The organism is Stenotrophomonas sp. YJH_SMC_57 (assembly GCF_059369755.1).
Genome location: NZ_JCAFSZ010000007.1, coordinates 213,849 through 238,809 on the forward strand (window position 1 = coordinate 213,849; position 24,961 = coordinate 238,809).

Here is a 24,961-nt window from a genome sequence, read left to right on the forward strand (position 1 = left end):
CGTTCATTATTCGCGCCATGAGCCGAATCGAACGCAATGAGCAGCGCGTGGCCCTGATCCTGCAGGCGGCGCTGCAGTGCTTCCTGGCCAAGGGCTTCCACCAGACCAGCATGCGCGACATCGCGCAGGCGGCCGGCGTCAGCCTGGGCAACCTCTACAACCATTTTCCGGGCAAGGAGGCGATCATCCTCGCGGTAGCAGTGGCCGAGAGCGAAGAACTGGCACCGATGCTTCAGCGGCTGGCGGCCGCCGACGGCGAGCGCACACAGGTGATGGCGTTCCTGCTGGATCTGCATGCGCTGTGCCGGCAGCCGCAGTGGGCGACGCTTGCGGTCGAGGTGCTGGCCGAGAGTGCACGTACCCCCGCCGTGGCCGAGGCTTTCGCGGCCAATCGCAGGCAGCTGCAACAGGCTCTGGCCGATGCCCTGCAGCGCGTGGCACAGCGCGAGCGGCGGCGCCCGGCGCTGGCTCCGCCACTGCAGGCGCAGGTGCTGCTGGATGCCATCGAAAGCGATGCATTGCGCCGAGGGCTGGGCGAGGCCGATGAGGCGGATGGTGAGCCGCTGGATATCGGGCTGCTGGCGCTGCTGCTGGGTGCGCGCGCATGAGCGTCGATGACCGGCGCCTGCACGGCCTGGACCTGGCACGCTACCTCGCACTGGCCGGCATGGTGCTGGTCAATTTCCGCCTGGCGATGGCCGTGCCCGCAGAGGGTACGGGTGGGTTGGCAGGCTTCTTCCACCTGCTGGAAGGCAAGGCCTCGGCCACCTTCGTTACGCTGGCCGGGCTGGGACTGGTGCTGGCCACGCGGCGGCAGGGATGGTGGCCGGCCAGCGTGCAGACCTGGCGGCGCGCACTGTTCCTGCTGGTGCTGGGCCTGCTCAACCTGACGCTGTTCCCGGCCGATATCCTGCACTACTACGCGGTGTACTTCGCGCTGGCGGTGCTGTGGCTGCGTGCGTCGCCATGGTTGTTGCTGGCCAGCATCGTCGGCCTGGCCGCGGGTTCGTTCTGGGCGCTGCTGCAGTGGGACTACAGCGAAGGCTGGAACTGGCAGACGCTGGAGTATGCCGGCCTGTGGCGGTGGCCTGGCATGGCGCGCAACCTGTTGTTCAACGGCTTCCATCCGTTGCTGCCGTGGCTGTGCTTCTTTCTGCTGGGCATGCTGCTGGCGCGCCTGCCGTTGTCGCAGCCTCGGGCGCAGCGCGCACTGCTGGTGCTGGGCCTGCTGCTGATCGGGACCGGGCATGGCGTGCAGCAGCTGGCGCAGGGAACGCCCTGGCAGCCGTGGCTGGGAACGCAGCCGATGCCGCCGGGGCCGGCCTATGTGCTGACGGGCGCGGGCGCGGCCTGCAGTGTCATCGCGGCCTGCCTGTGGCTGGCGCGTCTACGCTCGGGCGAGTGGTTGGCACCGTTCACCGCGGCCGGGCGAATGACCCTGACCCTGTACGTCGCGCACATCCTGCTGGGCATGGGCACGCTGGAAAGCCTGGGCCTGCTGGATGGCCGTGCCTCGCTCGCCTCGGTGCTGCTGTGGGCGCTGCTGTTCCTGCTGCTGGCGACCGGGGCGGCGTGGTTGTGGTCATGGCAGTTCGCGCGCGGCCCTCTGGAAATGGTGATGCGGCGCATCGCGGGTTAGCCCTTGGGTCGCGACGCACGATGTTGTGACGGACATGTCTGTGTCGTAGCGAACGCATCTGCGATAGTAGCGGCAGGTAATACTTTCCGTTTGCATCCATGTCATCCGCTTCGGCGCAGCATCTCGGCGAAGTCCTGCAGCAGTCCTATGCCATCACGGCGAACGCAGTGGTGCCGCGCCCGGTGGGCGCCGATGCCAACGCCAGCGTGTATCGCGTCGATGCGCGGCGCGGGCAATGGTGGTTGAAGTGCCGCACCTACCAGGTCGATCCAGCAGTCTGGGACAGCCTGCACTGGCTGCGCGGCACGCTGGGTATCGAGGAGATCGTCGCGCCCTGGCCGGCGTTGACGGGAGGCGCGTCGGTACAACGCTGGGGGCTGCAGTTCACCTTGTTCTCCTACATCGAAGGGCAGTCCGGCTTCGAGGCGGCGCTGAGCCGCACGCAGTGGAAGCGGCTGGGCGAAGTGCTGCGACGCCTGCACGCGGCGCAGCTGCCAGCGGAGCTGCAGCAGGCGCTGCCCACCGTGCGGATGGAAACCGGCGCCCTGGAGACGGTCGGGCAGTGGCTGGTGGGTGAGGGGCTGGCGGTGGCGCAGGACGGTCTGGGCCGCGCATTCGCTTCGGTCTGGGATCAGCAGCATGCGCGCATCGCGGCGCTGCATGCGAGCGCGCTGGAGCTGCACGCTGCATTGAAGGATGCACCGGTCGATCTGCACCTGTGCCACACCGACCTGCATGCCGGCAATCTACTGATGGGGAACGATGGTGGCCTGCATCTGATCGATTGGGATGGCCTGTCGCTGGCGCCACGCGAGCGCGACCTGATGTTCATCGGTGGCGCCGTGGGCGGGCGTTGGGGTCGCGAGAATCCGCTTGATTTCGCAGCGGGCTATGGCAGCGACCTGGGAGATCCGCGCTGGATCGCGTGGTACCGCCACTGGCGCATCCTGCAGGACCTGATCGAGTTCCAGCAGGTCCTGCTGGGCAGCGATGGAGAAGAGCGTTCTCCGCAGTTGCGCCGGCAATCGCTGCATTACCTGGGGGAGCAGTTTGCTCCGGGCAATGTGTTCGATGCGGCGGAGCGGGCGTATCGGGCGCTGTAAACGCACGTCACCTGCCATTTATGATTCTTCGCGCTGCGCGCGATGCGTCGAGCATGGCTCGACGCTATAGGGAGACCTACTCGGCAGGTTTGGCTGCGGCGGAGGCGGCGGCACTGGCGGCGCGGCGTGACAGCACGGCTTCGCGGTGGGCGATGTAGGCGTTGGCGGCAAGGATGATGCCGGCGCCGATGATCGTCCAGCGGTCCACGCTTTCGTTGAACAGCAGCCAGCCAAACAGCGTCACCAGCGGCAGCTGCAGGAAGCTGATCGGGGTCAGTGCCGAGACTTCGCCCAGGCGCAACGCGCGTGTCCACAACAGCTGGCCGATGGTGCCCAGCACGCCGGTGGCCAGCAGCCACAACCAGGCGGTGCCGGTTGGCCAGACCCAGACGAACAGGGCCGGAACCAGCGACAGCGGCACCCAGAAGACGTAGGTGTAGAGCACCACGGTGTCGGCGCTGTCGACGCGGGTGAGCTGCTTGATCTGGATCGCCACCAGTGAACTGAGCAGGGCGGCGGCCACGGCCACCAGGCTGCCGGCGGTGAAGCCGGCGGTACCCGGGCGCACGATCACCAGCACGCCGATGAAGCCGACCACCACCGCTGCCCAGCGACGCACGCGCACGGTTTCGCCCAACCACAGTACCGCCGCAATCGTGACGAACAGCGGGGTGGAGTAGGACAGGGAAACCGCCTGCGCCAGCGGCAGATGGCCCAGCGCCCAGAAGGCGCACAGCATCGAGCCCAGGCCGATCGCGCTGCGCAGGAAATAACGCGGCAACTGCTGGGTTTTCAGCGGTGCGTGGCCCGGGCGCAGCAGCATCGGCAACAGCGCCAGCAGGCCGAAGGCGTTGCGGAAGAAGGCCACTTCCTGGGTCGGCACGTAGCGGGTGGCATAGCGGATCGCCACCGCCATCAGGCCAAACGCCATCGTGCTGCCGAGCATCAGCAGCGCCGCCCGCATCGGGGTGGCGCCTGGGGAGAGGGTGGGGGTGTTCACCACTGTGCGCCGAGCAGGCGGGGCTCCGGTTCGATCGGCACGCCGAACTTCTCCAGCACCGAGGCCGAGATGCGGCGCGCCAGTGCCAGCAGTTCAGCGCCAGTGGCGTTGCCGTGGTTGACCAGTACCAGTGCATGGCTGGGGGCCACGCCGGCATCGCCCTCGCGGAAACCCTTCCAGCCGCAGGACTCGATCATCCAGGCCGCCGAGACCTTGCGCTTGCCTTCCTGGTCGGACGGGAACACCGGCAGATCGGGGAAGTGCTGCAGCAGCACATCGACCTGCTCCAGCGGCAGCACCGGGTTCTTGAAGAAGCTGCCGGCGTTGCCGAGCACGTCGGGGTCCGGCAGCTTGCGGCGGCGGATCGCGATCACCGCATTGGCCACGTCCACCGCACCGGGCAGTTCCACGCCCTGCGCCTGCAGTTCCTCGCGGATGCCGGCGTAGTCCATGCGCAGGTCATGCAGCAGCGGCAGCTTCAGTTCGATGGCGGTGATCAGGTAGCGGTCCATCTGCTGCTTGAACACGCTGTCGCGGTACCCGAAGCCGCACTGTTCGTTGTCCAGCCGCACCCAGGCCTGCTCGTGGCAGTCCCAGGCTTCGACGGCCTGGATGAATTCGCCGATCTGTGCGCCATAGGCGCCGATGTTCTGGATCGGCGCGGCACCGGCGGTGCCGGGAATCAGCGCCAGGTTCTCCAGTCCGGACAGGCCCTCCTGCAGCGACCACATCACCAGACCGTGCCAGGGCACGCCGGCACCGGCGCGGATCACGGCATGGTCGGCGCGGTGTTCGAGGAAGCTGATGTCACGGTTGCCGAACACCAGCACGGTGCCGGGCAGGTCGTCGGCGATCAGCACGTTGCTGCCGCTGCCCAGCACCAGCAGCGGGCCGTTGGCCACCTCGGGCAGCGCCAGCACGTCCGGCAACAGTGCGGGGGCGTGCAGTTCCAGCAGCTGTGCGGCGCTGGCCTGCACGTGGAAGGTGTTCAGCGCCTGCAGCGGCGCATTGCGGGTGAGCGTCCAGCGCAGCGGTGCGGCGCCGTCGGCGGTGTCCATGGGCGCGCTCACAGCGGCGCCACCGCGCCGCGGCTGGGCGCTTCGCGGCGGCGACGGATCGCCTCCACGCACTCGGAGACCAGCGCCGGGCCACGGAAGATCAGGCCGCTGTAGCACTGCACCAGCGCGGCACCGGCGGCCATCTTGGCCACTGCATCGGCACCGGACAGGATGCCGCCGACACCGACCAGCGGCACCGATTCGGGCAGGCGCGCGCGCAGGCGGCGCAGCACCAGCGTGGACTGCTCCAGCACCGGGGCGCCGGACAGGCCGCCGGCTTCATTGGCCAACGGGTCGCCGGCCACCTTGCTGTGGTCGACGGTGGTGTTGGTGGCGATCACGCCGTCCACCTTCAGTTCGCCCAGCACGCGCGCGGCAGCATCGATGTCACGCTCGCTCAGGTCCGGCGCCACCTTCACCAGCATCGGCACGCGGCGGCCGTGCCGGGCGGCCAGTGCCTCCTGGCGGTCGCGCAGCTGGCTGACCAGCTGGCGCAGCGCGGTTTCTTCCTGCAGCTCACGCAGGCCGGCGGTGTTGGGCGAGGAGATGTTGACGGTGATGTAGTCCGCCAGCGGGTACACCTTGTCCAGGCAGGCGATGTAGTCATCCACGGCCTGTTCGTTGGGGGTGTCCTTGTTCTTGCCGATGTTGATGCCGAGCAGGCCACGGCGGTTGCGCGCGCGCTCGACGTTGCGCACCAGCGCATCCACGCCCGCATTGTTGAAGCCCATGCGGTTGATGATCGCGTTGTGTTCCGGCAGGCGGAACAGGCGCGGCTGCGGGTTGCCGGCCTGCGGGCGCGGGGTGATGGTGCCGATCTCGACGAAGCCGAAGCCGAGCGCGAACAGCGCATCGATGTGCTCGCCGTTCTTGTCCAGGCCGGCAGCCAGGCCGACCGGATTGGGGAAGGTCAGCCCGAACACGGTGCTCGGCATCGGCGCGATGCGGGCGGCCAGCAGCGGCGTGGTGCCGGTGCGATAGGCCAGGTCCAGTGCGGACAGGCCGAGGCCGTGGGCGCGCTCGGCGTCGAGCGAGAACAGGAAGGGGCGGGCAAGCGAATACATGCGTCGGTTCAGTCCAGCGTGCCGAGGAAGGCTCGGGTTTGATATTCAAAAGCGACCTGGCCGTCGACCGCGTGGGCGGCGAACAGGTCCTGCAGGGCATCGATCATCGGCGCGTGGCGCGGATGACCAGGTTGCGGTGCGTAGGAAGAAGACAACAGGCGACCGCGCAGGGCGTCCAGGTCCAGGTACTGCACGTTCGGCAGCTGCACCATGCCGCGCAGCCCACTACCGAACCAGGCCTGCATGGTGGCGTCGTCCTGGTAGCGTTCGGCCACCGCGCTGTAGTCGGTGCCGTAGTCCAGCAGCAGCTGCTCGTAGCCGACCAGGAACGGGCTGGCGTCGAGCAGGCGCGAGTTCCAGTAGATCAGTGACTGGCCGCCCGGGCGCAGGATGCGCTGCCACTCGGCGCGCACCGCCACGGTGTCGAACCAGTGGAAGGCCTGCGCGACGCTCACCAGATCGATGCTGGCAGCATCCAGGCCGGTTGCTTCGGCGCGGCCGTCGACCGCACGGAACTGCGGATACTGCGGTGCCAGCCACGCTTCGGCGGCGCCGCGCATGGCCGCATTCGGCTCAACGGCCACCACCGGATGGCCGGTGGCCAGGAACAGGCGGCTGGAAATGCCGGTGCCGGCGCCGATGTCGGCCACCTGCGCCTGATGGCTGACGCCCATCGGGCCGTGCAGCCATTGCAGCAGCGCGGGCGGGTAATCGGGCCGGTAGCGGACGTAGTCGGCGACGCGGCTGCTGAAGCGTTCAGTGCTGTCGGAGGCGGTCATGGCGGTCAGTTCGATACAGCGGCGAGCCAGGCCAGGCCGCCGAAGAACAGGATGAAGACCAGGATCGCGGCGATCACCGCGCCGACCATCACCCAGCCCAGCACCAGGCCGGTGACGGCCAGGCCGTCACCTTCAAGTTCAAGCGGGCGGCGGCGGATTTCGGCGCGGGCCATGTGGCCGGTGACGATGGCGACGATGCTGGCCACGAAGGGCAGGACGGTCCAGCTGGCGATGCCCATGACCAGGCTGACCACGGCCAGGGCGCTTGTCTGTCGGGGTGCCACGCTCATCGGGGTCCTCCTTGGCAGTGTGCACATGATAGTGCCTCTGCCCGGGCAATCCCATGCCCGGTGAATGCGATGGCAGGCGTCGGTCTTGGTCGACGAACGGCATGCCAACCAAGGTTGGCAGCTACCGGGATGCCGGTGTCAGCCCATCAGCACCTGGCCGCCATCCACGTTGAGTACGCTGCCGGTGATCCAGCGCGCCAGCGGCGAGCACAGGAACAGCGCAGCGTCGGCGATCTCGCGCGGGTGGCCGAAGCGGCCGAACGGGATCTTCGCCAGGGTGGCGTGGTACAACGCGGGATCTTCGCTGCGGCGGCGGTCCCACAGGCCGTCGTCGAATTCGATCGAGCCGGGCGCGATGGCATTGACCCGGATCCGGTCCTTGGCCAGCGCCAGCGCCTGCGAGGTGGTGTAGTGCGAGAGCGCAGCCTTCGCTGCGGCATAGGGCGCGCCACCGGGGCGCGGCTGCTGCGCGGCAATCGAAGACAGATTGAGAATGCAGGCGTCGTCGGACATGCGCAGCCACGGCAAGGACAGTCGCGAAGCCCGTACCGCCGCCATCAGGTCCACCTGCAGGCTGGCGGCCCATCCGTCCTCGTCGTCGGCCATGCCGTAGCCGGTGGCATTGTTGACCAGCACGTCGATGCCACCGAGTGCGTCGGCGGCGGCCTGCAGCCAGCCCTGGATCTGACCGGTGTCGGCCAGGTCGGCGGCGAACGTGTGCAGCGCGGCGCCCTGTGCGGTCGCATTGGCGCGCAGCGCGTCCAGACCGGACTGGCCGCGGGCGCAGACCGAAACCTGCGCACCGGCGCCGGCAAACGCCAGCGCCATTTCACGACCGATGCCCTTGCTGCCACCGGCGATCAGCACGCGGCGGCCACTGTAGTCAAGGATCGGAGCCCCTGCGGGGATCCGATCCGGTGCCGTGGGTGCGGCGTTGTCCATCACAGGTCGAACTTGATGCCCTGGGCCAGCGGCAGCGAATCCGAATAGTTGATGGTGTTGGTCTGGCGGCGCATGTAGACCTTCCACGCATCCGAGCCGGACTCGCGGCCACCGCCGGTGTCCTTCTCGCCACCGAAGGCGCCACCGATTTCCGCACCGGACGTGCCGATGTTGATGTTGGCGATGCCGCAGTCGCTGCCGGCGGCCGACAGGAACTTCTCGGCAGTCTTGAGGTTGGTGGTGAAGATCGAGGACGACAGGCCCTGCGGCACGCCGTTCTGCATGTCGATGGCTTCGTCGAGGCTGTCGTACGGCATCACGTACAGGATCGGCGCGAAGGTCTCATGCTGGACCACGGCGTCGCTGTTCTTCAGGCCCGAGACAATCGCCGGCAGGACGAAGTTGCCGGCACGGTCGATGCGGGTGCCACCGGTTTCGATGGTGCCGCCGGCGGCCTTGGCCTGGGCGATGGCATCGAGGAACTGCTGCACGGCGCCGTCGCTGTTCAGCGGGCCCATCAGGTTGGCGGCGTCGGTCGGATCGCCGATCTTGCCTTCGACCTGCTTGTACGCCTTGACCAGCGTGGCCAGCACGTCGGCGTAGATCGAGCGGTGCACGATCAGGCGGCGGGTGGTGGTGCAGCGCTGGCCGGCGGTACCGACCGCACCGAACACGATGCCCGGCACGGCCAGCTTCAGGTCGGCGGTTTCGTCCAGGATGATGGCGTTGTTGCCGCCCAGCTCCAGCAGGCAGCGGCCAAGGCGGCGCGCGACCTTTTCGTTGACGGTGCGGCCGACCTGGGTCGAGCCGGTGAAGCTGATCAGCGGTACGCGGCGGTCATCGACCATCTTTTCCGACAGCGCAGTACCGGCGTCGTTGATCAGGAAGAAGATGTCCGGGAAGCCGGCTTCGCGCAGCGCGTCGTTGCAGATCTTCAGCGAGGCGATGGCGGTTAGCGGGGTCTTGTTGGACGGTTTCCAGATGCACACGTCGCCACAGATGGCGGCCAGGAACGAATTCCAGCTCCACACCGCGACCGGGAAGTTGAAGGCCGAGATGATGCCGACCAGGCCCAGCGGGTGGTACTGCTCGTACATGCGGTGGCCGGGGCGCTCGGAATGCATGGTGTAGCCGTACAGCATGCGGCTCTGGCCGACGGCGAAATCGGCGATGTCGATCATCTCCTGCACTTCGCCGTCGCCTTCCGGCTTGCTCTTGCCCATTTCCAGGGCGACCAGCGAACCGAGGGCGTCCTTGTGCTTGCGCAGCGCTTCGCCGCACAGGCGCACGGCTTCGCCGCGGCGCGGGGCCGGGGTGGTGCGCCAGACCTTGAAGGCTTCCTGGGCACGGGCGACGACGGTGTCGTACTCGGCCTCGGTGGTCGCGCGGACCTGCGCGATCGGCTCGCCGGTGGTCGGGTTGACCGGGGTGATCAGCTCACCGCTGGTCGCGCTCGACCACTCCCCGTTGCCCAGGTACGTGCCAGCGTTGATCGCGTCCAGGCCAAGGGACTTGAGCAGCTCGGAAGACATGCAGACTCCTGTGTTTCGTTACGTTGTTTGGTGCCATCGCGGGCAGGTGGGGGGCGCGATGAACTGAATCGCCGATGGTAGCAGAGCGGCCCGTGCGGCCATGGTGCAACGCGCCAGCGCAGCCGGGTTGGAACATGAATGCTTGGAGGGCAGGGCGTGTTGCCTGTAAACTTCCCGGCTGCATGGCCCCGTAGCTCAGCTGGATAGAGCGTCCCCCTCCTAAGGGGAAGGTCGCCCGTTCGAATCGGGCCGGGGTCACCATAATGGATAGCGTATCGCGGCGGCCCGTTTCTGCCTGCTGCATGCGGGGTCGTTGGCCATCGTCTGGCCCCGCCGCCCGAGCTCAGGGAGGAGCTGATGTCGTTGATGCCCGAATTGCGGTACCTCCCGGAGAGCAAAGACGAGCTGCTGTATCACTACTGCTCCGCAGATACCCTCCTGGCGATTCTCAGCCACGGAACCCTTCGTCTTTGTGATCTCACAACGATGAACGACTCAATGGAACTGAGTTGGGGAACGAAGCTGCTGGGAGAGATTCTGGCCAGCGATGAAGTGACCAGGGTGGTCAAGACCAGGACTCCCATTGATGAGTACCTGGCGTCGGGCCGCAACATGTTCAAGGTGCTCGCCTGCTGCTTCTCCACAAGAAGAGACCAGCTCAGCCAGTGGCGTGCCTATGCGAACAACGGGGCAGGGTTCTGCGTTGGTTTCTCCGCGAAATCCATCGCCGCGATGAAAGGTAGCAAGATTCGCGTTTGTTATGACGTTGATGCGCAGCGCAGAATGCTGGGGAATGCGTTCAAGCAGATTCTGATCAGTTCCGCAACGCCGGCAGGACTTGATCCGGAAAAAGTGAGGTGGGCCATCATGGGGCTGCTTATAGAAACGGCTGGCATGAAGAATCCCGCATTCAGTGAGGAATCCGAGGTTCGGCTGTCCAATCCTATCGTCGTGGACGGTGTGGGGCCCATGCTGAAGCTCGCCTACCCCTCGCGACAGAAGGCGGCTTCAGAGCTGAAATTCCTCATGCGCGGTACAAATCCTACCCCGTACTCGGACCTGCGGTTGCCCGACAGGGTCGAGGCAATCCGCGAAGTCTGGATCGGGCCGCGAGCCGAAGCCAGCGAGGTGCAGATGCAGATCATGCTGGGGACGATGGGTTATACGTCGACGCGCGTTTTGAAATCTGCAGCGTCGTACAGATAGCACGAGAAAAGGGGGCGGAGGGAATCAAGTCGTTTGAGGCACAAACAACTTGATTCCCTCCGTCCCCTTTTTCAGTGCAGGGCGAGGTGCTGCAGCACTTCGGCCACCTGCGCCCGCTCATTGCCCTGCAGCCCAAGCAACGGCCGCGGCAGGCAGTCGTCACTGCACAGGCCCATCAGCGCGGCAGCGCATGCCATCACGCGGATGCCGCCGAATCGGTCGTACAGCGCCCAGAGCGGTGCCAACCGCGCGGACGCCGCCTCAGCGGTGGGCATGTCACCACTGCGCGCTGCGTGGGTGATGCGCAGCGCTGCCTCGGGGAACAGGCCAGCGATCACCGAGTACCAGCCATCGCAGCCCGCGGCCAGTCCGCGCACGGCGGCGGCGTCACCACTGATCCCCAGCGTGACGTGCGCCGGAATGTGGGCGCGCAGCGTGGCAACGCGTACCGCGGCTGCGGCCGGGTCGTCGGAGAGGCGCGGGATCTTGATCGAGCCGATGTTGGGTAGCGCGGCGATCCGCCCATGCAGCTCATCGGAGAACTGGAAGCGGGTGGTGCCGGGATTGTCGTAGACGCAGATCGGGGTGCGCACTGCCATGCTCACCGATTCGAACAGTGTGTAGACCTCGTGTTCCTTCAGCGGCTGGTAGGACACCGGCGCCAGCAGCAGGCCGGAAGCGCCGGCATCTTCGGCATCCCTGGCCAGTTCCAGCACGTCGCGGGTGCACAGGGCGCCGACGCCGACGATCACTGGTACGCCGCCGGCATGGGCGAGGGCCTCGCGCAGCACGCGCTTGCGCTCGGTTTTCTCCAGATAGGCATAGCTGCCGGTGGAGCCAAGAATGCCCATCGAGTCCACCCCGGATGCGGCCAGGCGCTCGACCAGTGCGGCAAAAGCGCGCGTGTCGACGTCATCTCCACTGAGCGGCGTAAGCGGAAACGCGCTGAGACCTTTGAACATGGGATACCCGGGAATGTGAAAGAGACGGGCTGCCGTCGGGCGGCAGGTGTGTGGACGCCCGGAATTGTTTATTGTCCTAGGACAAAATTCAAGGGCTGCGGCGTGGCGTGACTGCGCGTTCCAGGACGCCCACAATGGATGCCCACGTCACGTCCGCATTGTCCTGCCCATGCAGCTGCAGCCGGTCCAGCCTTCGCACTACGCGCGCATCGCCCGTTGGCTCGATTCGGCTGCAGCCACGCAGCGCTGGGCCGGCCCGGGTGTCGCATTCCCTGTGCCGGCCGGAGCGTTCGCGCAGGTGCTTGGGCTGGGCACTCGCCCGGGGCGGGTGCTGCTGGACGGGCAGGGTGATTGCGTAGGCTTCGGCCAGTACTGGTTGAGCGAGCCTGGCACGGCTCATCTGGGCCGGATCATCGTTTCGCCCCAGGCGCGGGGGCGCGGGCTGGGGCGCGTGCTGATGCAGCTGCTGGGCGCCGAGGCCCTGCAATCACCGGGCGTACAGCGCCTGACCCTGCGGGTCTATCGGGACAATGCCGTGGCGGTAGCCCTGTATCGCGACTTCGGCTTCCAACCCGTGGACGATGCCTCGACGCCTGACGTGCTGTTCATGCAGCGCGGTGGCGGATGACGGGCGCCGCGTGACGGGCCTTGATGCCTTCGGTACTTTTCACAACAGATGGGCTGGGCCCGGTATGCTCGGCTCCGGAATCCAGCCGGATCCGCTGATGGACCGCATACCCCAGCTTCTGGATCAGGACGAATCCATGCGCCTGGAGGTCAGCACGCTGGCCGAGGGGCAGGGTGTCCCGCTGTCGTTCGGGCACACCCGCCTGGCGCTGCTGGTCTGTGTGTCGGGGCGTGCGCGCTTCGCCCTCAACTTCCGTGAGGTGGCTGTGCAGCGGCACGACGTGCTGGTGCTGGCCGAGGACACGCTGGCGCTGTTGCGGCAGCGCTCGCGTGGCTTCCTTGCGGTGGTCTGCCTGATGCCGAAGGCGCTGGCGTCCGAAGTGGCCTACGTACTGCCCAACGCATTGTTCAAGTTCCTGCGCGAGCAGCTCCATTGCATGCCGTCACCGCTGGAGGTGCCGTTGCTGCAGGGGTGGCTGCAACAGCTGATGGATGCACACCACAGCGGCGGCCGGTACCGGCATGTGATGCTGCGCACTCTGCTGCAGATCTTCTTTCTCAAATTCGCCACGCTGCTGCCGGCGAAGGGCGCGCCCACAGCGCCGATCAGCTGGCGTGAGCGCCTGGCCTGGAATTTCTGGGAGCTGGTCGGCCAGCGCAGCACGCGCCAGCGCGACGTGCAGTCCTACGCCGAAGCACTGTGCATCACCCCGTTCTATCTGTCACAGCTGACCCGCGAATGCTTTGGCCAGACGCCGAAGGCGTTGATCGACCGTCAGGTGGTACTGGAGATCAAGGCGTGGCTGAGCTACAGCGAGCTGCCGATCGGACGCATCGCCGAACGCCTGTGCTTCGAGGATGCGTCCTACCTGTGCCGCTATTTCCGGCGGCATACCGGGCAATCGTTGACCGCCTACCGCCGCGCGGGGCAGGACATCGCTAGTGGGATACGAACAGCGGTGCCGGAACTTCGGCCAGCAGGTTCTCGGTGACTCCACCGAGCACGCGCTCCACCACCCGGCTGCGGCTGTAGGGGCCCAGTACCAGCAGGTCCGCTTCGGCATCGAGGACATGCTGGCGGATGGTTGCGGCAACGCCGTCGTGTGTGGAACTGATCGCCTGGATCTCGACCTCTACACCATGCCGTGCCAGATGCTGGGCCATCTCGGCACCCGGTGCGGCCTCCGCCTTGGGGGTGTCGACCATCAGCAGGTGCACGGACTGTGCGCGGGCGAGCAGGGGAAGCGCATCGGCCACCGCGCGGCGTGCCTGCTTGCTGGCATTCCAGGCGACCACGATGCGCTGGCCGACCTGTTCGCCGCGCCAGTGCGGCGGCACCAGCAGCATCGGCACACCGGTTTGGCGTAGCGTGCCGAGGGGGTGCCAGCCGCTGGGCGCCCCCGGCGTGTGTGGATAGCCGGCGATGATCAGGTCGCAGTACAGCGAGTGCAGGGAGAGATCAGCGCCGCCCAGATAGTCTGAAACGATGCGCAGCTCGGTGCTGATCCGCAGCGGCTCGGCGGCGGCGCGCAGGTTCTGCATCAGCTGTGCGGTGCAGGCGGCATCGGCACGTGCCTCATGGTCGAGTGCAGCGGCAATGCCGGCACCACGGGCGAAGCCGCTGGCGATGTCGCTGGGATGCTGGGCGGTGGAGACCGCGATCAGGTGGGCCTGCTGGACCTGCGCCAGGCGGGCGGCGATGTTCAGGACCCGGTGCCCGGTGTCGCTGGCATCGAACAGCACGGCAATGTCGCGTAGCGGATGCAGCATGGCGGTGTCTCCTTCGATGCCTGTGACGCGATCCCTGCGTGCACCGACCCGGGTGCACCGGACGCACGCCAGTTGTAGCGCAATCGTGATTCTGATGAATCATTTTTGATTCAGTTCATTAATTGATGATTCATGCTAGCGTGAGGGTGTCTCGAATCCGGTACTTCCATGCGTCCTGCAGCACGTTCCCGCCGCGACCTGCACCATGCCCTCGCAGCCACGCTGGTCAGCCACCCGCGCTGCACGCTCAGCGAACTGGCCAGCGGTGCCGGTATCAGCCGGGCGACGCTGTACCGGTTCGCGCCCACCCGAGAAGCGATCGACGAGGCGTTGTTTGTGGCGGGGTTTGAACGGCTGGAGGCGGCGGCCACCTGGTTCGACGCGGATGCCGACGCGATGCAGGTGCTGGAGCGGGTGACCGATGTACTGCTGGCCGATTGGGAGCTGGTGACGCTGCTGTTCGCGCGCATGATGGAAGAGCAGCAGCGCCAGGGCGACCTGCATCTGCTGCCCGGGCGCTGGGCGCCGATTGGCGAGCGTTTCGAGGCTTTTTTCCTGCGCGGCCAGAAATCCGGGGTATTCAATCTCGGATTCACCGCCGTGTGGCTGGCCGACTTCTACTGGACCTGCTTCTACGGCATCACCTGGTCGCTGGCACGGGGCCGGTTGGCGCCGGCGATGGCAGCGTCGACGCTGCTGGTGTCCTTCCTGCAGGGCGCGAAGCAGCCCTGACGACCCACACCGCTGCCGAATCTGCGTGGTGTTTTGCCGGAAAGTAGGCGGCGGCTGCCGGAATCGTGCCCGGCCCGAAGCTGTGTGCCCGCTATAACTGGACGCGTGGAGCTGACGCCAGACTCTGCAAATGTGAATGTGATTGTCATCACATAATTGTTTGCAATATGTTATGGTCGTCACAGTTATATGTGCCTGACCAACCGGGGACAAGGGACGAAGCAGATCGCCACGGACCCGGCGGAACACGCAGTCAAGTGTGCCGCCGCACCGGGGAATTCGTTGCTGGTCACCCACTGACCTTCGGCCCGGCAAGGGTCGACGACGGGGAAATCAACCATGTGGCAGTCGACGACGTCGCGCGAAAGCGCGGGCGGTGGATGCGTTCATCCCAAAAAACGTGCCCGGACAGGGCGATCCAGCGGATGGCTGAGGGCCGGCCTGCTGGCCCTGTTGTCGCTGACGATGCCGTCGCTGGCCTGGGCCGCCGCCTACGCCACCGGTGGCAGCAGTCCGTACCGCAACACCGTGCTGTGGCTGACCTGGGGCGGCGGTGCCAATGGCGTGAACAACGTCGCACTCAATGATGGCGCGATGTCGTCCATCGACATGCCGGTCGCGGCCGGGGTGAACCTGCGCGTCGATTGCCGGTTGAACACGGCCGAGACCAATGTGCTGCGCAGCTATCGCCCCGGCAACTTCGGTGGCGACAGCCTTGACGACCTCTACAATATCGGCGGCACTGGCACCAGCAACCAGCTGATCGCCGGCATCGCGCGTGCCAGCGGCACCTCCAGCTTCAGCATCACCTGCACCTCGACCCTGGGCGGCGCCCCGTACCGCCTGCGCGGCGTGGTGATGGCCGACGCCGAGTCGATCAACAACAGCGGCGAATTCGTCGAAGCCAGCGCGCAGGGCACCTGGAACGTGGTCGAGGTCCGCAAGAACCTGGCCAATGCCACGCCGTACCTGGTCAACAAATCGACCAGCGGTGCCAACCAGGTCATCCGCTTCGGCCCCGGCAACGACGACAACACCGCGGCGGTCACCTTCCTCAGTTTCGACAATGCCGCACACGCGCCGGGCAACCTGGCGGTGAACATGGGCTTCTCGATGCGCGGCGGCGGCACCACGGCGATCGCGATCGGTCTGCTGGTGCCTTACGCCGACTTCGGCGATGCGCCGCAGAGCTATGGCGACGCCATGCATGTGGTGGACGATCTGCAGTTCCGTTCCGACGGCATCCCGCAGGGCGCCAGCAACTTCAACATCAACACCGCGGGCTACACGCCGGGTGGCCTGGCGCCGCCGTTGACCGATTTCCTCGGCAGCCTCGGCCCGGATACCGAGCAGCGCAGCAGCTACAGCCTGGATGCGCTGGGCGATGACAACTTCCCGCAGGTGGGAAGCCGCGAAGAGGATGCCTGGCCGACCAGCTACCGCCTGACGGTGATGCAGGCCGGTACCCAGATCAACCAACCGGTCGCCTGCGTGGGCAATGGCAGCGTGGCCGGCTGGATCGACTTCAACCGCAATGGAGTGTTCGATGCCAACGAGCGCAGCGGTATCGCGGCCTGTAGTGGTGGCCAGGCGAACCTGACCTGGACCGTGCCCGCCCAGGTACTGGCGGGTACCAGCTACGTGCGCCTGCGCTACTCCACCAACGCGGTCCAGATCCAGAACCCGACCGGCGTGGCCGACGACGGCGAGGTTGAGGACCACCGGATCACCATCACTGCGCCGTCGCTGAAGGTGGTGAAGAGCAACAATGCCACCGGCGGCGTCTGGAACTATGGCCAGGCCGGCACCGAGTACACGCTGACGGTGAGCAACACCAGCGATGTGCCGACTGGCAATCCGCCGAATGTGGCGGCGGGCACGATCACCGTGCGTGACCAGCTGCCGGCCGGCATCGCGCCGAACTGGAGCGGCACGCATGCCAGTGGCAACTGGAGCTGCACCGCCAGCGGCCAGGACGTCACCTGCACCAGCACCCAGGTCCTTGCAGCGGCAGGCAGCGCCGGGTCCAGTTCGGTGTTCACCCTGCCGGTGACCGTCACTGCAGCGGCGACCGGCGTGCTGACCAATCACGCCAGCGTCGGCGGTGGCTACGACCCCTTCAACAGCGGCAATGCACCCGCGCCGGGCGCCAGCTGCACCGATGCCGACCACTGCACGCGCAGCGATGTGACCGTGCCGGTGACGCGCGTGGGCTATGCCAAGCGCTCCAACACGGCCGGCCCGGTCGCGGTGGGCACGACGGTGAGCTACACCGTCGATGTAACCGTGGCCGATGGCAACACCCGCGACCTGTTGACGCTGACAGACACCCTGGGCACCGGCCTGGATTTCGCCAGTGTCAGCAACGCCGGTGCATTTACCTGCAACGCAGCCAATCCTCTGGTGTGCACGCTGCCGGCCGGCACCGTGCCCGGCACCTACAGCCTGAGCTACACGGCCACCGTCAATGCGCAGGCCAGCGGCCAGGTGGTCAACACCGTGGTCGGCACCGGCACCGATAACCCCACCTGCAGCAGCAACTGCACCACCACCACGCCCGTGGCCGCGCCGAGGATCTCGGTGTCCAAGGCCAGTAGTACCGCCGGCCCGGTCGCGATCGGTGATGCGGTGGCCTATACCGTGACGGTCGTGGTGGCTGACGCGCGCACCCGCGCGGTGACCACGCTGACCGATACGCTGGGTGCTGGCCTGGACTTCGGCGGCATTACCAGCGCAGGCGCTTTCAGCTGCACGCCGGGCAATCCCCTGGTCTGCACGCTGCCGGCGGGTACCGTTCCGGGCAGCTACGCGTTCTCCTATACCGGCATCGTCAACGCACAGGCCAGCGGCCAGGTGCGCAACGCGGTGGTGCCCAGCGGCACCGACAATCCGTCCTGCGTGGGCAGCTGCGATACCACCACGCCGATGGCCAGCGCGCTGGTGGTGTATGCCAAGCAGGCGTCTACCGGCGGTCCGGTGCGAATCGGTGACACCATCGACTACACGCTGAGTGCGACCGTCTCGCGTGCGCGCACCACGGGCGTGGTCACCCTGACCGATACCCTGGGCAGTGGCCTGGACTTCGGCGGCGTCAGCAGCGCCGGCATCTTCACCTGCAATGGCACCCAGCCGTTGGTGTGCACGTTGCCGGCCGGCACCGTGCCGGGCACCTACAGCCTGACCTACCGCGCCACCGTCAATGCGCAGGCCAGCGCCAGTGTCCGCAACGCCGTGCTTGGCAGCGGCACCGACAATCCGTCGTGCAGTGCCAACTGTGACACCACCACCCCGGTGGCGGCGCCCGGCGTGAGCTATGCCAAGTCGGTGAACGGCACCGGCCCGGTCTCGGTGGGCGATCGCCTGACCTACACACTGACCACGGTGGTGACCAACTCGCGCACCACCGATGTGGTGACCCTGACCGACACCCTGGGTACGGGCCTGGACTTCGGCGCCGTGACCAGTGCGGGCGCCTACAGCTGCAACGCGGCCAATCCGCTGGTCTGCACCCTGCCTGCGGGGACCGTGCCGGGCAGCTACAGCCTGTCCTACACCGCGGTGGTGAACGCGCAGGCCAGCGGCCAGGTCACCAATGCCGTGCTGGGCAGCGGCGGCGACAATCCCTCCTGTACCGCCAACTGCGATACCACCACGCCGGTCACCGGCAGTGAGATCGACTATCGCAAGACTTCGGTAGCGGCAGGTCCGGTCAAGGTCGGTGACAGCATCGCCTACACGTTGACCGCCGTGGTCAGCCACTCGCGCACCACGGCGGTGTTCACCCTGACCGATACGATGGGTCCCGGTCTGGACTTCGGCGCGGTGACTGCCAGCCAGGGTTTCAGCTGCAACGCGGCCAACCCGATGGTATGCACGCTGCCGGCCGGCACCGCGCCGGGCACGTATACGGTGGACTACACCGCGAAGGTGAACGCGCAGGCCAAGGGCAGCGTGAGCAACGCGGTGCTGGGTGGTGGCACGGGTACCAATACCTGTACCAGCAACTGCAGCACCACCACCCCGGTGCTGGCAGCGGTGGTGACCTACCGCAAGCAGTCCTCCACCGTCGCGCCGGTTGGCGTCGGCGATGCGGTCGACTACAGCGTTGAAGTGACCGTCGCGAACTCGCAGACCACCGATACGCTGGTGCTGACCGACACGCTGGGCGTGGGCCTGGACCTGCAGTCGGTCACCCAGCCGGGACCGTTCACCTGCAACGCCAGCAATCCGCTGGTCTGCTCGCTGCCGGCCGGCACCGCGCCGGGCACCTACACGCTGGGCTATCGCGCGCTGGTCAATGCACAGGCCAGTGGCAGCGTGCGCAACGCGGTGCTGGGCAGTGGCGGTGACACGCCCACCTGCAGCGGCGACTGCAGCACCGAGCACGCGCTTGCAGAACCGCGCGTCGTGCTGGAGAAGCAGGCCGGTCCAGCCAGCGGCACGGAAGTGCGTCCCGGCGATCGACTGCGCTATACCCTGGTCGCCACGGTCCAGCGCGCTTCACTGCGCAAGCCGCTGCAGCTGGTGGACACGCCCGATGCCGGGCTGAGCATCGAAAGCCTGCCGGCCGGATGCGTGCAGCAGGCAACGGACATCGTGTGCACGCTGCCTGCGGGAACCGCGGTTGGCCGTCATGAGTGGGTCTACCAGGCGATCGTCAATCAGGAGGCGCGTACCGAGGTGCTGAACCGCCTGCGCGGGCAGTACCCGGATGGCTCGCCGCCGCCCGAATGCACGACCTGCGAGACGCGCCACAAGGTGGTGTCCGACTTCGCGCTGCGCATCACCAAGACCGCGAGTCCGCGCCGGGTGAAGGTGGGCGATCTGGTGCGCTACCAGCTGGTGGTCGAGAACGTTGGCAGCAGCCATTGGCGCGATGGCGTGGTGGTCGATACGCCGCCGCCGGGCTTCAGCTACGTGGATGGTTCGATGCGCGTGGCCGACGATGACGGCGCGTTCTCGCTGGCCAGCAGCCAGTCGCCGCTGCGCATCGGCGCGGTGGATATCGCGGTCGGCCGCAGTGCCACCATCACTTACCTGCTGCGCGTCGGTGCTGGCGTACGCAGTGGCAATCACGTGAACCAGGCCGTGGCGACGGCCGATGATGGCAGCCCGCTGTCGAACATCGCCACCGCCGAAGTGGCGATGGATGCCGACCCGCTGCTGGAAGACAGCCTGGTGTTCGGTACCGTGTTCGATGACCGCGATGGTGACGGCTGGCAGGACAGTGCCGAACTGACCGGTGTACGCGTGCAGGGTGGCTTCGCGCCCTCGGCCTATGTGGCCGGCTCGACCACGCTGGATCGCGGCGATGGCCCGCAACCGCTGGCCGATGCCAGCGCACCGCTGCTGCACGGCGTGCAGATCGGCACGGTGCACGGCCGCGCGTCGACGTCCGACACCGCCGAGGCACACCAGGTGGTGGTGCGGCAGCGCTTGCGCGAACTGGCCTTCACTGACGACTTCGTGCTGGAAAGCGCGCAGGGTCACCGCCTGCGGATGGACGCGCAGGGCGGCACGGACGTGCAGCGCAGTGGCGAGGCCGGCAAGGGCCTGACCGCCGCCGAGCCGACCGTGCGCCGCGAAATTGCCCGCGTCGCTGAGGGCTATGAAGTGGCCTATGTGATCGGCAACGAGGGCATCCAGGAGCAGGGCATCCCTGGCGTGCGCCTGGCCACGGTGGAGGGCCTGCTGGTGGAGACCGATCCGTTCGGCCGCTATCACCTGGCCGACGTCCACGGCGGTGATGCGCGCCTGGGCCGCAACTTCATCATCAAGCTGGACCCGGCCACGGTGCCGGCCGGTGCGGAGCTGACGACCGAGAATCCGCTGCTGCGGCGGGTGACCCAGGGCGTGCCGACGCGCTTCAGCTTTGGCGTGCGCCTGCCGCCGTCGCCACAGGCGCCGGCCGAGCGAATGGAGCTGGCCCTGGGCGAAGTGCTGTTTGCCCCGGGCAGCAGCGAGCTGCGTGCCGACTACCGCCCGGTGCTGGTGAAGATGGCCGAGGTGGTGAACCGCTACCAGGGCGGTGATGTGGTGATCGCGGCCAATGGCGAAAGCCAGGCGCTGGCCTTCGCCCGTGCCGCAGTGGTGCGCGATGCGCTGCAGGCCGAAGTGGCCGAAAGCGCGCGTGCTGGCCTGACCGTGCAGCTGCGCACCGATGTGCAGGACCCGCATTCGCTGCTGGCCGGTGTCGATGCGAATGGCGCGTTGCTGGGCAACGTGCTGTTCGACACCGACAAGGCCACCGTACGCGAGGAGTTCAAGCCGCTGCTGGCGGCGATTGCCACGCGCCTGGAGAAGATGGGCGGTGGCCAGGTCAGCCTGGTCGGGCACACCGATGTGCGCGGCAGCCACGCCTACAACCAGGCACTGGGCCTGCGCCGTGCCAGCGCCGTGTTCGAGGCGCTGCGCAGCCAGCTCAGCCCCGCCGTGCAGCAGCGCCTGCGCGTTCGCAACGAGGAGAGCGCCGCTACCCGTGCGGCCGCCCGCCAACAGGAGACCCGCCGATGAGCGCGCATCACTCTGCCGCCCGTCGCGCGGCCCGCCTGCCGCGTGCCGCGCTGTACCAGGCGCTGCTGCTGGGCCTGGCCGCTACCGCCCAGGCCGCCCCGCCCATCGCCGATCCGGCACCGATCCGGTGTGACGGCACCCAGTGCAATGCCGAGGGCGAGCTGTTGTTCAGCCTGCGCTCGCGCAGCTACGACGAGCCGGTGACCGAAGGAACGTCCACGCGTTCCAGCTCGCAGGCGTTGCAGCCGGATCGCCGGGTCAGCGTGGCCATCGATGAGCCGGGCAGGGCGACCGTGCGTGGCGAGTTCATGATCCGCCTGCCGGAAGGCGGCGCGATCTGGGCTACCGAAGACCCCGCGATGGGCCAGCCGGAACTATCGGTGTCGGCGCCGGGCATGGTGGCCTTCGACGAAGGGCGCATCGTGCGTCCGGTCGAGTTCTACGTGCGCGGCAACTACACCGCCTTCATCCAGCGCCTGGAAGTCAGCGTCTACCGCGGCAGCGACTCCGACCGGGTCGCGCCGCTGGCAACGTTCGAACTGCCGGTGGCCGCCGTCGCACAGGGCACCTGGGATGGCACCCTGCCGGCGTCGACGCCGCTGCGTCGCGGCGACCGCCTGGTCTACGTGCTGCGTGCCTTCGACGCCGAGGGCAATGTCGATGAAACCACCGCGCAGTCGATGCAGCTGGTCACTCCGGCGGAGTTCGAGCGGGGCAACCAGCAGCTGCGCGATGCGCTGGAAGATCGCCGCGGCACCGCCGTCGATGCCAACCAGGCGGCGTCGCTGTCGCTGCTGCAGCAGGTGTTCGACAGCAACGGCCTGCGCCAGCAGAACATTCCGGTGTACGGCTCGCGGGTGCGCCTGCGTGGCCGCGACCTGCCGCTGGGGGCCTCGCTGAGGATCAACGGCGACAGCTATCCACTGGACCAGGATCGCAAGTTCGCCGCCGAGTACCTGATGCCGATCGGCCGCCATGCCTTCGATGTGCGTGTCGAGCGACCGGATGCACCGGCGATCGCGCGCACGCTGCAGGTCGATGTCAGTGGCCAGTACCTGTTCGGTGTCGGCCTGGCCGACATCACCGTGTACCAGAACAAGGCCAGCGGGGCAGGGCAGGATCTGGCACGTGGCGAGCGCAACGATGATGTGCTCAGCGATGGGCGCCTGGCCTTCTACCTGAAGGCCAAGACCCGTGGCCGCTACCTGCTGACCGCGCAGGCCGATACCCAGAATCGCCCGCTGGACGAGCTGTTCACCGGCTTTACCACCGCCGATCCGCGCGATCTGTTCCGCAGCCTGGATCCTGACCTGTATTACCCGACCTACGGCGATGATTCGCTGACCCAGCGCGATGTCGACAGCATGGGGCGCTTCTACCTGCGCATGGACTGGGACAAGAACCAGGCGCTGTGGGGCAACTACAACACCGGGCTGACCGGCACCGAGTACGCGCAGTACGTGCGTTCGCTGTACGGAGCGGCGTTGTCGTGGCGCTCGCGTGGTGCCAACGCCTGGGGCGACGCGCGCAGCGAGCTGCGCCTGTTCGGCTCGCAGGCCGAGACTGCGCCGGGGCACAGCGAGTTCATCGGTACCGGCGGCAGCCTGTACTACCTGCGCCACGCCAGCATCCTCAGTGGCTCGGACCAGGTGGTGCTGGAAATCCGTGACCGCACCACCGGACGCGTGGAGCAGCGTGTGCCGATGGTGCGCGGTGCCGACTATGAGATCGACGCCCTGCAGGGCCGCATCCTGCTGACCCGGCCACTGGCGCAGGTCAGCCGCGAGAACCTGCGCCGGATCAGCCGTGATGTGCCGCTGGATGGTTACGAACAGCGCCTGATCGTGGATTACGAGTGGGTGCCGACCGGCTTCGACAGCGATGACATCACCGCGGGCGTGCGTGGCAAGCACTGGTTTGGCGATCATGTCGCAGTGGGTGCCACCTATGTGGACGAGCAGCGCGCCGGCCAGGACTATTCGCTGAAGGGCGCGGACCTGACGTTGCAGGCCGGCCGCGGTACCTATCTGAAGGTCGAACACAGCCGCAGCGAGGCGACCAGTGCACCGGTGTTCTTCTCCGACAACGGCGGCCTCAGCTTCAGCCGCCTGAATCCGGAAGGACCGCGCGAAGGCGAGGCGACCGCCGTCGAGGCACGCGTCAACCTGCGCGAGCTGGGCTGGACCCAGCGCGACTGGAGCGCGGGGGCCTGGTGGCGACAGGTGGACGGTGGCTATTCGGTCGGACGCTTCGATACCGGTCAGCGGGTGCGCGAACAGGGCGCCGAGCTGCTCGGTTATGTGACCGACGACTTCAGTCTGTACGCACGCTACAGCGAGGCACGTCGTGGTGCGCAGTCGCTGACCCAGGCACAGGCCACCGCCGAATGGCGGATCGGTGAGAACGACCGCCTGTCGGCCGAGCTGCGCCGGGTGCAGGAGGACCGCGGCAGTGGCAGCAACGTGGCCGGCGTGCTGGCTGCAGCACGCTACACCCATCGCATCGGCACGTCGCTGGATGTCTACGGTGGCGGCCAGCTGACCGTGGACGACGACCATGGCCGCTATGCCGACAACGATGCGGTGGTGGCCGGCGGCACCTGGACCTTCGCCAATCTGTCGACCGTCGGCGCCGAGGTCAGTGATGGCGACCGCGGCACGGCGGCGCAGGTCAATGCCGAGTACCGGCTGACCCCGCAGCACAGCTTCTATGGTGCATTCACCCAGTCGACCGACCGCAGTGAATACGACCCGCTGTTCAGCCCCAACGCGCAGGATGGCTGGACGCTGGGCCAACGCTGGCGGTTGTCCGACCAGGTCAACGTGTTCAACGAAAGCCAGTTCCTCAAATCCGGGCAGGAATCCGGGCTGGCGCACACCTTCGGCATGGATTTCTATCCTGCCGTAGGCTGGAACGCCGGCTTCACGCTGAGCAACGGCAAGCTCGACGCCAGCACCGGGCAGGTCGATCGCAAGGCGGTGAGCCTGTCCGGCGGGCGGACCTCGCCGGGCACCGAATGGCAGAGCAAGCTGGAGTGGCGCCGCGACACCGGCGCGGAGCGACGCACGCAGTGGGTCAGCACCAACCGGCTGAGCCACCGCCTCAACGACAGCTGGCGGATCGCGGCGCGCTTCAACTACGCCGACACCGATGATGCGATCAATCCGGTGGCGGGTGCGCGCTTCATCGAGGGCAACCTCGGCTTCGCCTACCGCCCCTGGGACAACGATCGCTGGGCGCTGTTCGGCCGTTACAGCTACCTGTATGACCTGTCGACGATGGGGCAGGTCAATGGTGTCGACTACGACCAGCGCACCCAGGTGCTGTCACTTGAGGGCGTGTATCGCATCGACCAGCGCTGGGAAGTGGCGGCGAAGGCGGCCCGCCGCGAAGGCGAGGTGCGCTATGGGCGCGGTACCGGTCCGTGGTTCGACTCGGCCACCAACTTCGCCTCCGGCCAGCTGCGCTACGACCTGTACTACCAGTGGCATGGGCTGCTGGAGTACCGCCTGCTGGACGTGCGCGACGGCGGCACCCGGCAGGGTTGGCTGGCCGGTGTCGACCGCGATATCGGGCGTAATTTCCGCGTCGGCGTGGGCTACAACTTCACCGATTTCAGCGACGACCTGACCAGGTTCGACTACACCCATCGCGGGTGGTACCTGAACCTGGTGGGGCGTTACTGAGGAGCGCTGCCGAGCGTGGGCTCGGCGCTACAGGAACGGATGCGCCGGGCCAGGCCCG

General features: G+C 67.4%; 18 protein-coding genes and 1 tRNA gene. 10 read left to right on the top strand and 9 right to left on the bottom strand.

The features are described 5' to 3' along the window. Positions 1–17: 17 nt before the first annotated feature. From AC5P7U_RS11635 to AC5P7U_RS11645, 3 genes are all read left to right on the top strand, one after another. The gene (locus AC5P7U_RS11635) at positions 18–608 is read left to right on the top strand and encodes a TetR/AcrR family transcriptional regulator (protein ID WP_197563003.1); all 591 of its coding nucleotides are present in this window, start codon (positions 18–20) and stop codon (positions 606–608) included. Next, positions 605–1,639, top strand: a complete 1,035-nt coding sequence (locus AC5P7U_RS11640) for a DUF418 domain-containing protein (protein ID WP_006435789.1) — start codon at positions 605–607, stop codon at positions 1,637–1,639. Before AC5P7U_RS11635 ends, AC5P7U_RS11640 begins: the two co-directional genes overlap by 4 nt. Before the next feature lie 98 nt (positions 1,640–1,737). Then, complete coding sequence (locus AC5P7U_RS11645) at positions 1,738–2,742, top strand: aminoglycoside phosphotransferase family protein (RefSeq protein ID WP_006435791.1); 1,005 nt, start codon at positions 1,738–1,740, stop codon at positions 2,740–2,742. A 76-nt stretch (positions 2,743–2,818) separates the two neighbouring features. Here AC5P7U_RS11645 and AC5P7U_RS11650 read toward each other — a convergent pair whose 3' ends face one another. The 7 genes from AC5P7U_RS11650 to amaB form a co-directional block, all read right to left on the bottom strand. Then, complete coding sequence (locus AC5P7U_RS11650; protein ID WP_053508874.1) at positions 2,819–3,706, bottom strand: DMT family transporter; 888 nt, start codon at positions 3,704–3,706, stop codon at positions 2,819–2,821. Between the two features lie 32 nt (positions 3,707–3,738). Next, positions 3,739–4,800: a UDP-N-acetylmuramate dehydrogenase gene (gene murB, locus AC5P7U_RS11655; RefSeq protein ID WP_197563004.1), complete on the bottom strand. Its 1,062-nt coding sequence runs from the start codon at positions 4,798–4,800 to the stop codon at positions 3,739–3,741. A gap of 8 nt (positions 4,801–4,808) precedes the next feature. Further along, complete coding sequence (locus AC5P7U_RS11660; RefSeq protein WP_006435836.1) at positions 4,809–5,864, bottom strand: quinone-dependent dihydroorotate dehydrogenase; 1,056 nt, start codon at positions 5,862–5,864, stop codon at positions 4,809–4,811. A gap of 8 nt (positions 5,865–5,872) precedes the next feature. Continuing rightward, on the bottom strand, positions 5,873–6,643 hold the full coding sequence (locus tag AC5P7U_RS11665) for a class I SAM-dependent methyltransferase (RefSeq protein WP_006435838.1): 771 nt from the start codon (positions 6,641–6,643) through the stop codon (positions 5,873–5,875). Positions 6,644–6,648: 5 nt separating this feature from the next. Beyond that, positions 6,649–6,933 (bottom strand): DUF4190 domain-containing protein, encoded by a 285-nt coding sequence (locus tag AC5P7U_RS11670; protein ID WP_006435840.1) that lies wholly within the window; start codon positions 6,931–6,933, stop codon positions 6,649–6,651. A gap of 138 nt (positions 6,934–7,071) precedes the next feature. Continuing rightward, on the bottom strand, positions 7,072–7,875 hold the full coding sequence (locus AC5P7U_RS11675) for an SDR family oxidoreductase (protein ID WP_197563005.1): 804 nt from the start codon (positions 7,873–7,875) through the stop codon (positions 7,072–7,074). After that, on the bottom strand, positions 7,875–9,407 hold the full coding sequence (gene amaB, locus AC5P7U_RS11680; RefSeq protein WP_053510056.1) for an L-piperidine-6-carboxylate dehydrogenase: 1,533 nt from the start codon (positions 9,405–9,407) through the stop codon (positions 7,875–7,877). Before amaB ends, AC5P7U_RS11675 begins: the two co-directional genes overlap by 1 nt. A 184-nt stretch (positions 9,408–9,591) precedes the next feature. Here amaB and AC5P7U_RS11685 point away from each other — a divergent pair. Continuing rightward, a tRNA-Arg gene (locus AC5P7U_RS11685) sits at positions 9,592–9,668 on the top strand. A 96-nt stretch (positions 9,669–9,764) separates the two neighbouring features. Beyond that, entirely contained in the window at positions 9,765–10,613 is an 849-nt protein-coding gene (locus AC5P7U_RS11690; RefSeq protein WP_197563006.1) for a DUF2971 domain-containing protein, read from the top strand. A gap of 71 nt (positions 10,614–10,684) precedes the next feature. Here the strand turns inward: AC5P7U_RS11690 and AC5P7U_RS11695 are convergent, their stop codons facing one another. Next, the gene (locus tag AC5P7U_RS11695; protein WP_197563007.1) at positions 10,685–11,575 is read right to left on the bottom strand and encodes a dihydrodipicolinate synthase family protein; all 891 of its coding nucleotides are present in this window, start codon (positions 11,573–11,575) and stop codon (positions 10,685–10,687) included. A 169-nt stretch (positions 11,576–11,744) separates the two neighbouring features. Between AC5P7U_RS11695 and AC5P7U_RS11700 the strand changes: the two genes are divergently transcribed. Then, complete coding sequence (locus AC5P7U_RS11700; RefSeq protein WP_197563009.1) at positions 11,745–12,203, top strand: GNAT family N-acetyltransferase; 459 nt, start codon at positions 11,745–11,747, stop codon at positions 12,201–12,203. A gap of 97 nt (positions 12,204–12,300) precedes the next feature. Further along, a complete protein-coding gene (locus tag AC5P7U_RS11705; RefSeq protein ID WP_197563011.1) occupies positions 12,301–13,194 on the top strand; it encodes an AraC family transcriptional regulator in 894 nt (297 codons plus the stop codon). On the opposite strand, the gene AC5P7U_RS11710 is transcribed toward AC5P7U_RS11705, so the two are convergent. Next, the gene (locus AC5P7U_RS11710) at positions 13,142–13,972 is read right to left on the bottom strand and encodes a universal stress protein (protein WP_197563013.1); all 831 of its coding nucleotides are present in this window, start codon (positions 13,970–13,972) and stop codon (positions 13,142–13,144) included. The two genes, AC5P7U_RS11705 and AC5P7U_RS11710, sit on opposite strands and share 53 nt — an antisense overlap. A gap of 168 nt (positions 13,973–14,140) precedes the next feature. Here AC5P7U_RS11710 and AC5P7U_RS11715 point away from each other — a divergent pair, with 168 nt between their 5' ends. From AC5P7U_RS11715 to AC5P7U_RS11725, 3 genes are all read left to right on the top strand, one after another. Continuing rightward, positions 14,141–14,704: a TetR/AcrR family transcriptional regulator gene (locus tag AC5P7U_RS11715; RefSeq protein WP_197563015.1), complete on the top strand. Its 564-nt coding sequence runs from the start codon at positions 14,141–14,143 to the stop codon at positions 14,702–14,704. A gap of 453 nt (positions 14,705–15,157) precedes the next feature. After that, a complete protein-coding gene (locus AC5P7U_RS11720) occupies positions 15,158–21,217 on the top strand; it encodes a CshA/CshB family fibrillar adhesin-related protein (RefSeq protein WP_414554833.1) in 6,060 nt (2,019 codons plus the stop codon). After that, positions 21,214–24,903: a TonB-dependent receptor gene (locus tag AC5P7U_RS11725; protein WP_197563017.1), complete on the top strand. Its 3,690-nt coding sequence runs from the start codon at positions 21,214–21,216 to the stop codon at positions 24,901–24,903. The genes AC5P7U_RS11720 and AC5P7U_RS11725 overlap by 4 nt, the downstream gene beginning before the upstream one ends. The last annotated feature ends 58 nt before the right edge of the window (positions 24,904–24,961 follow it).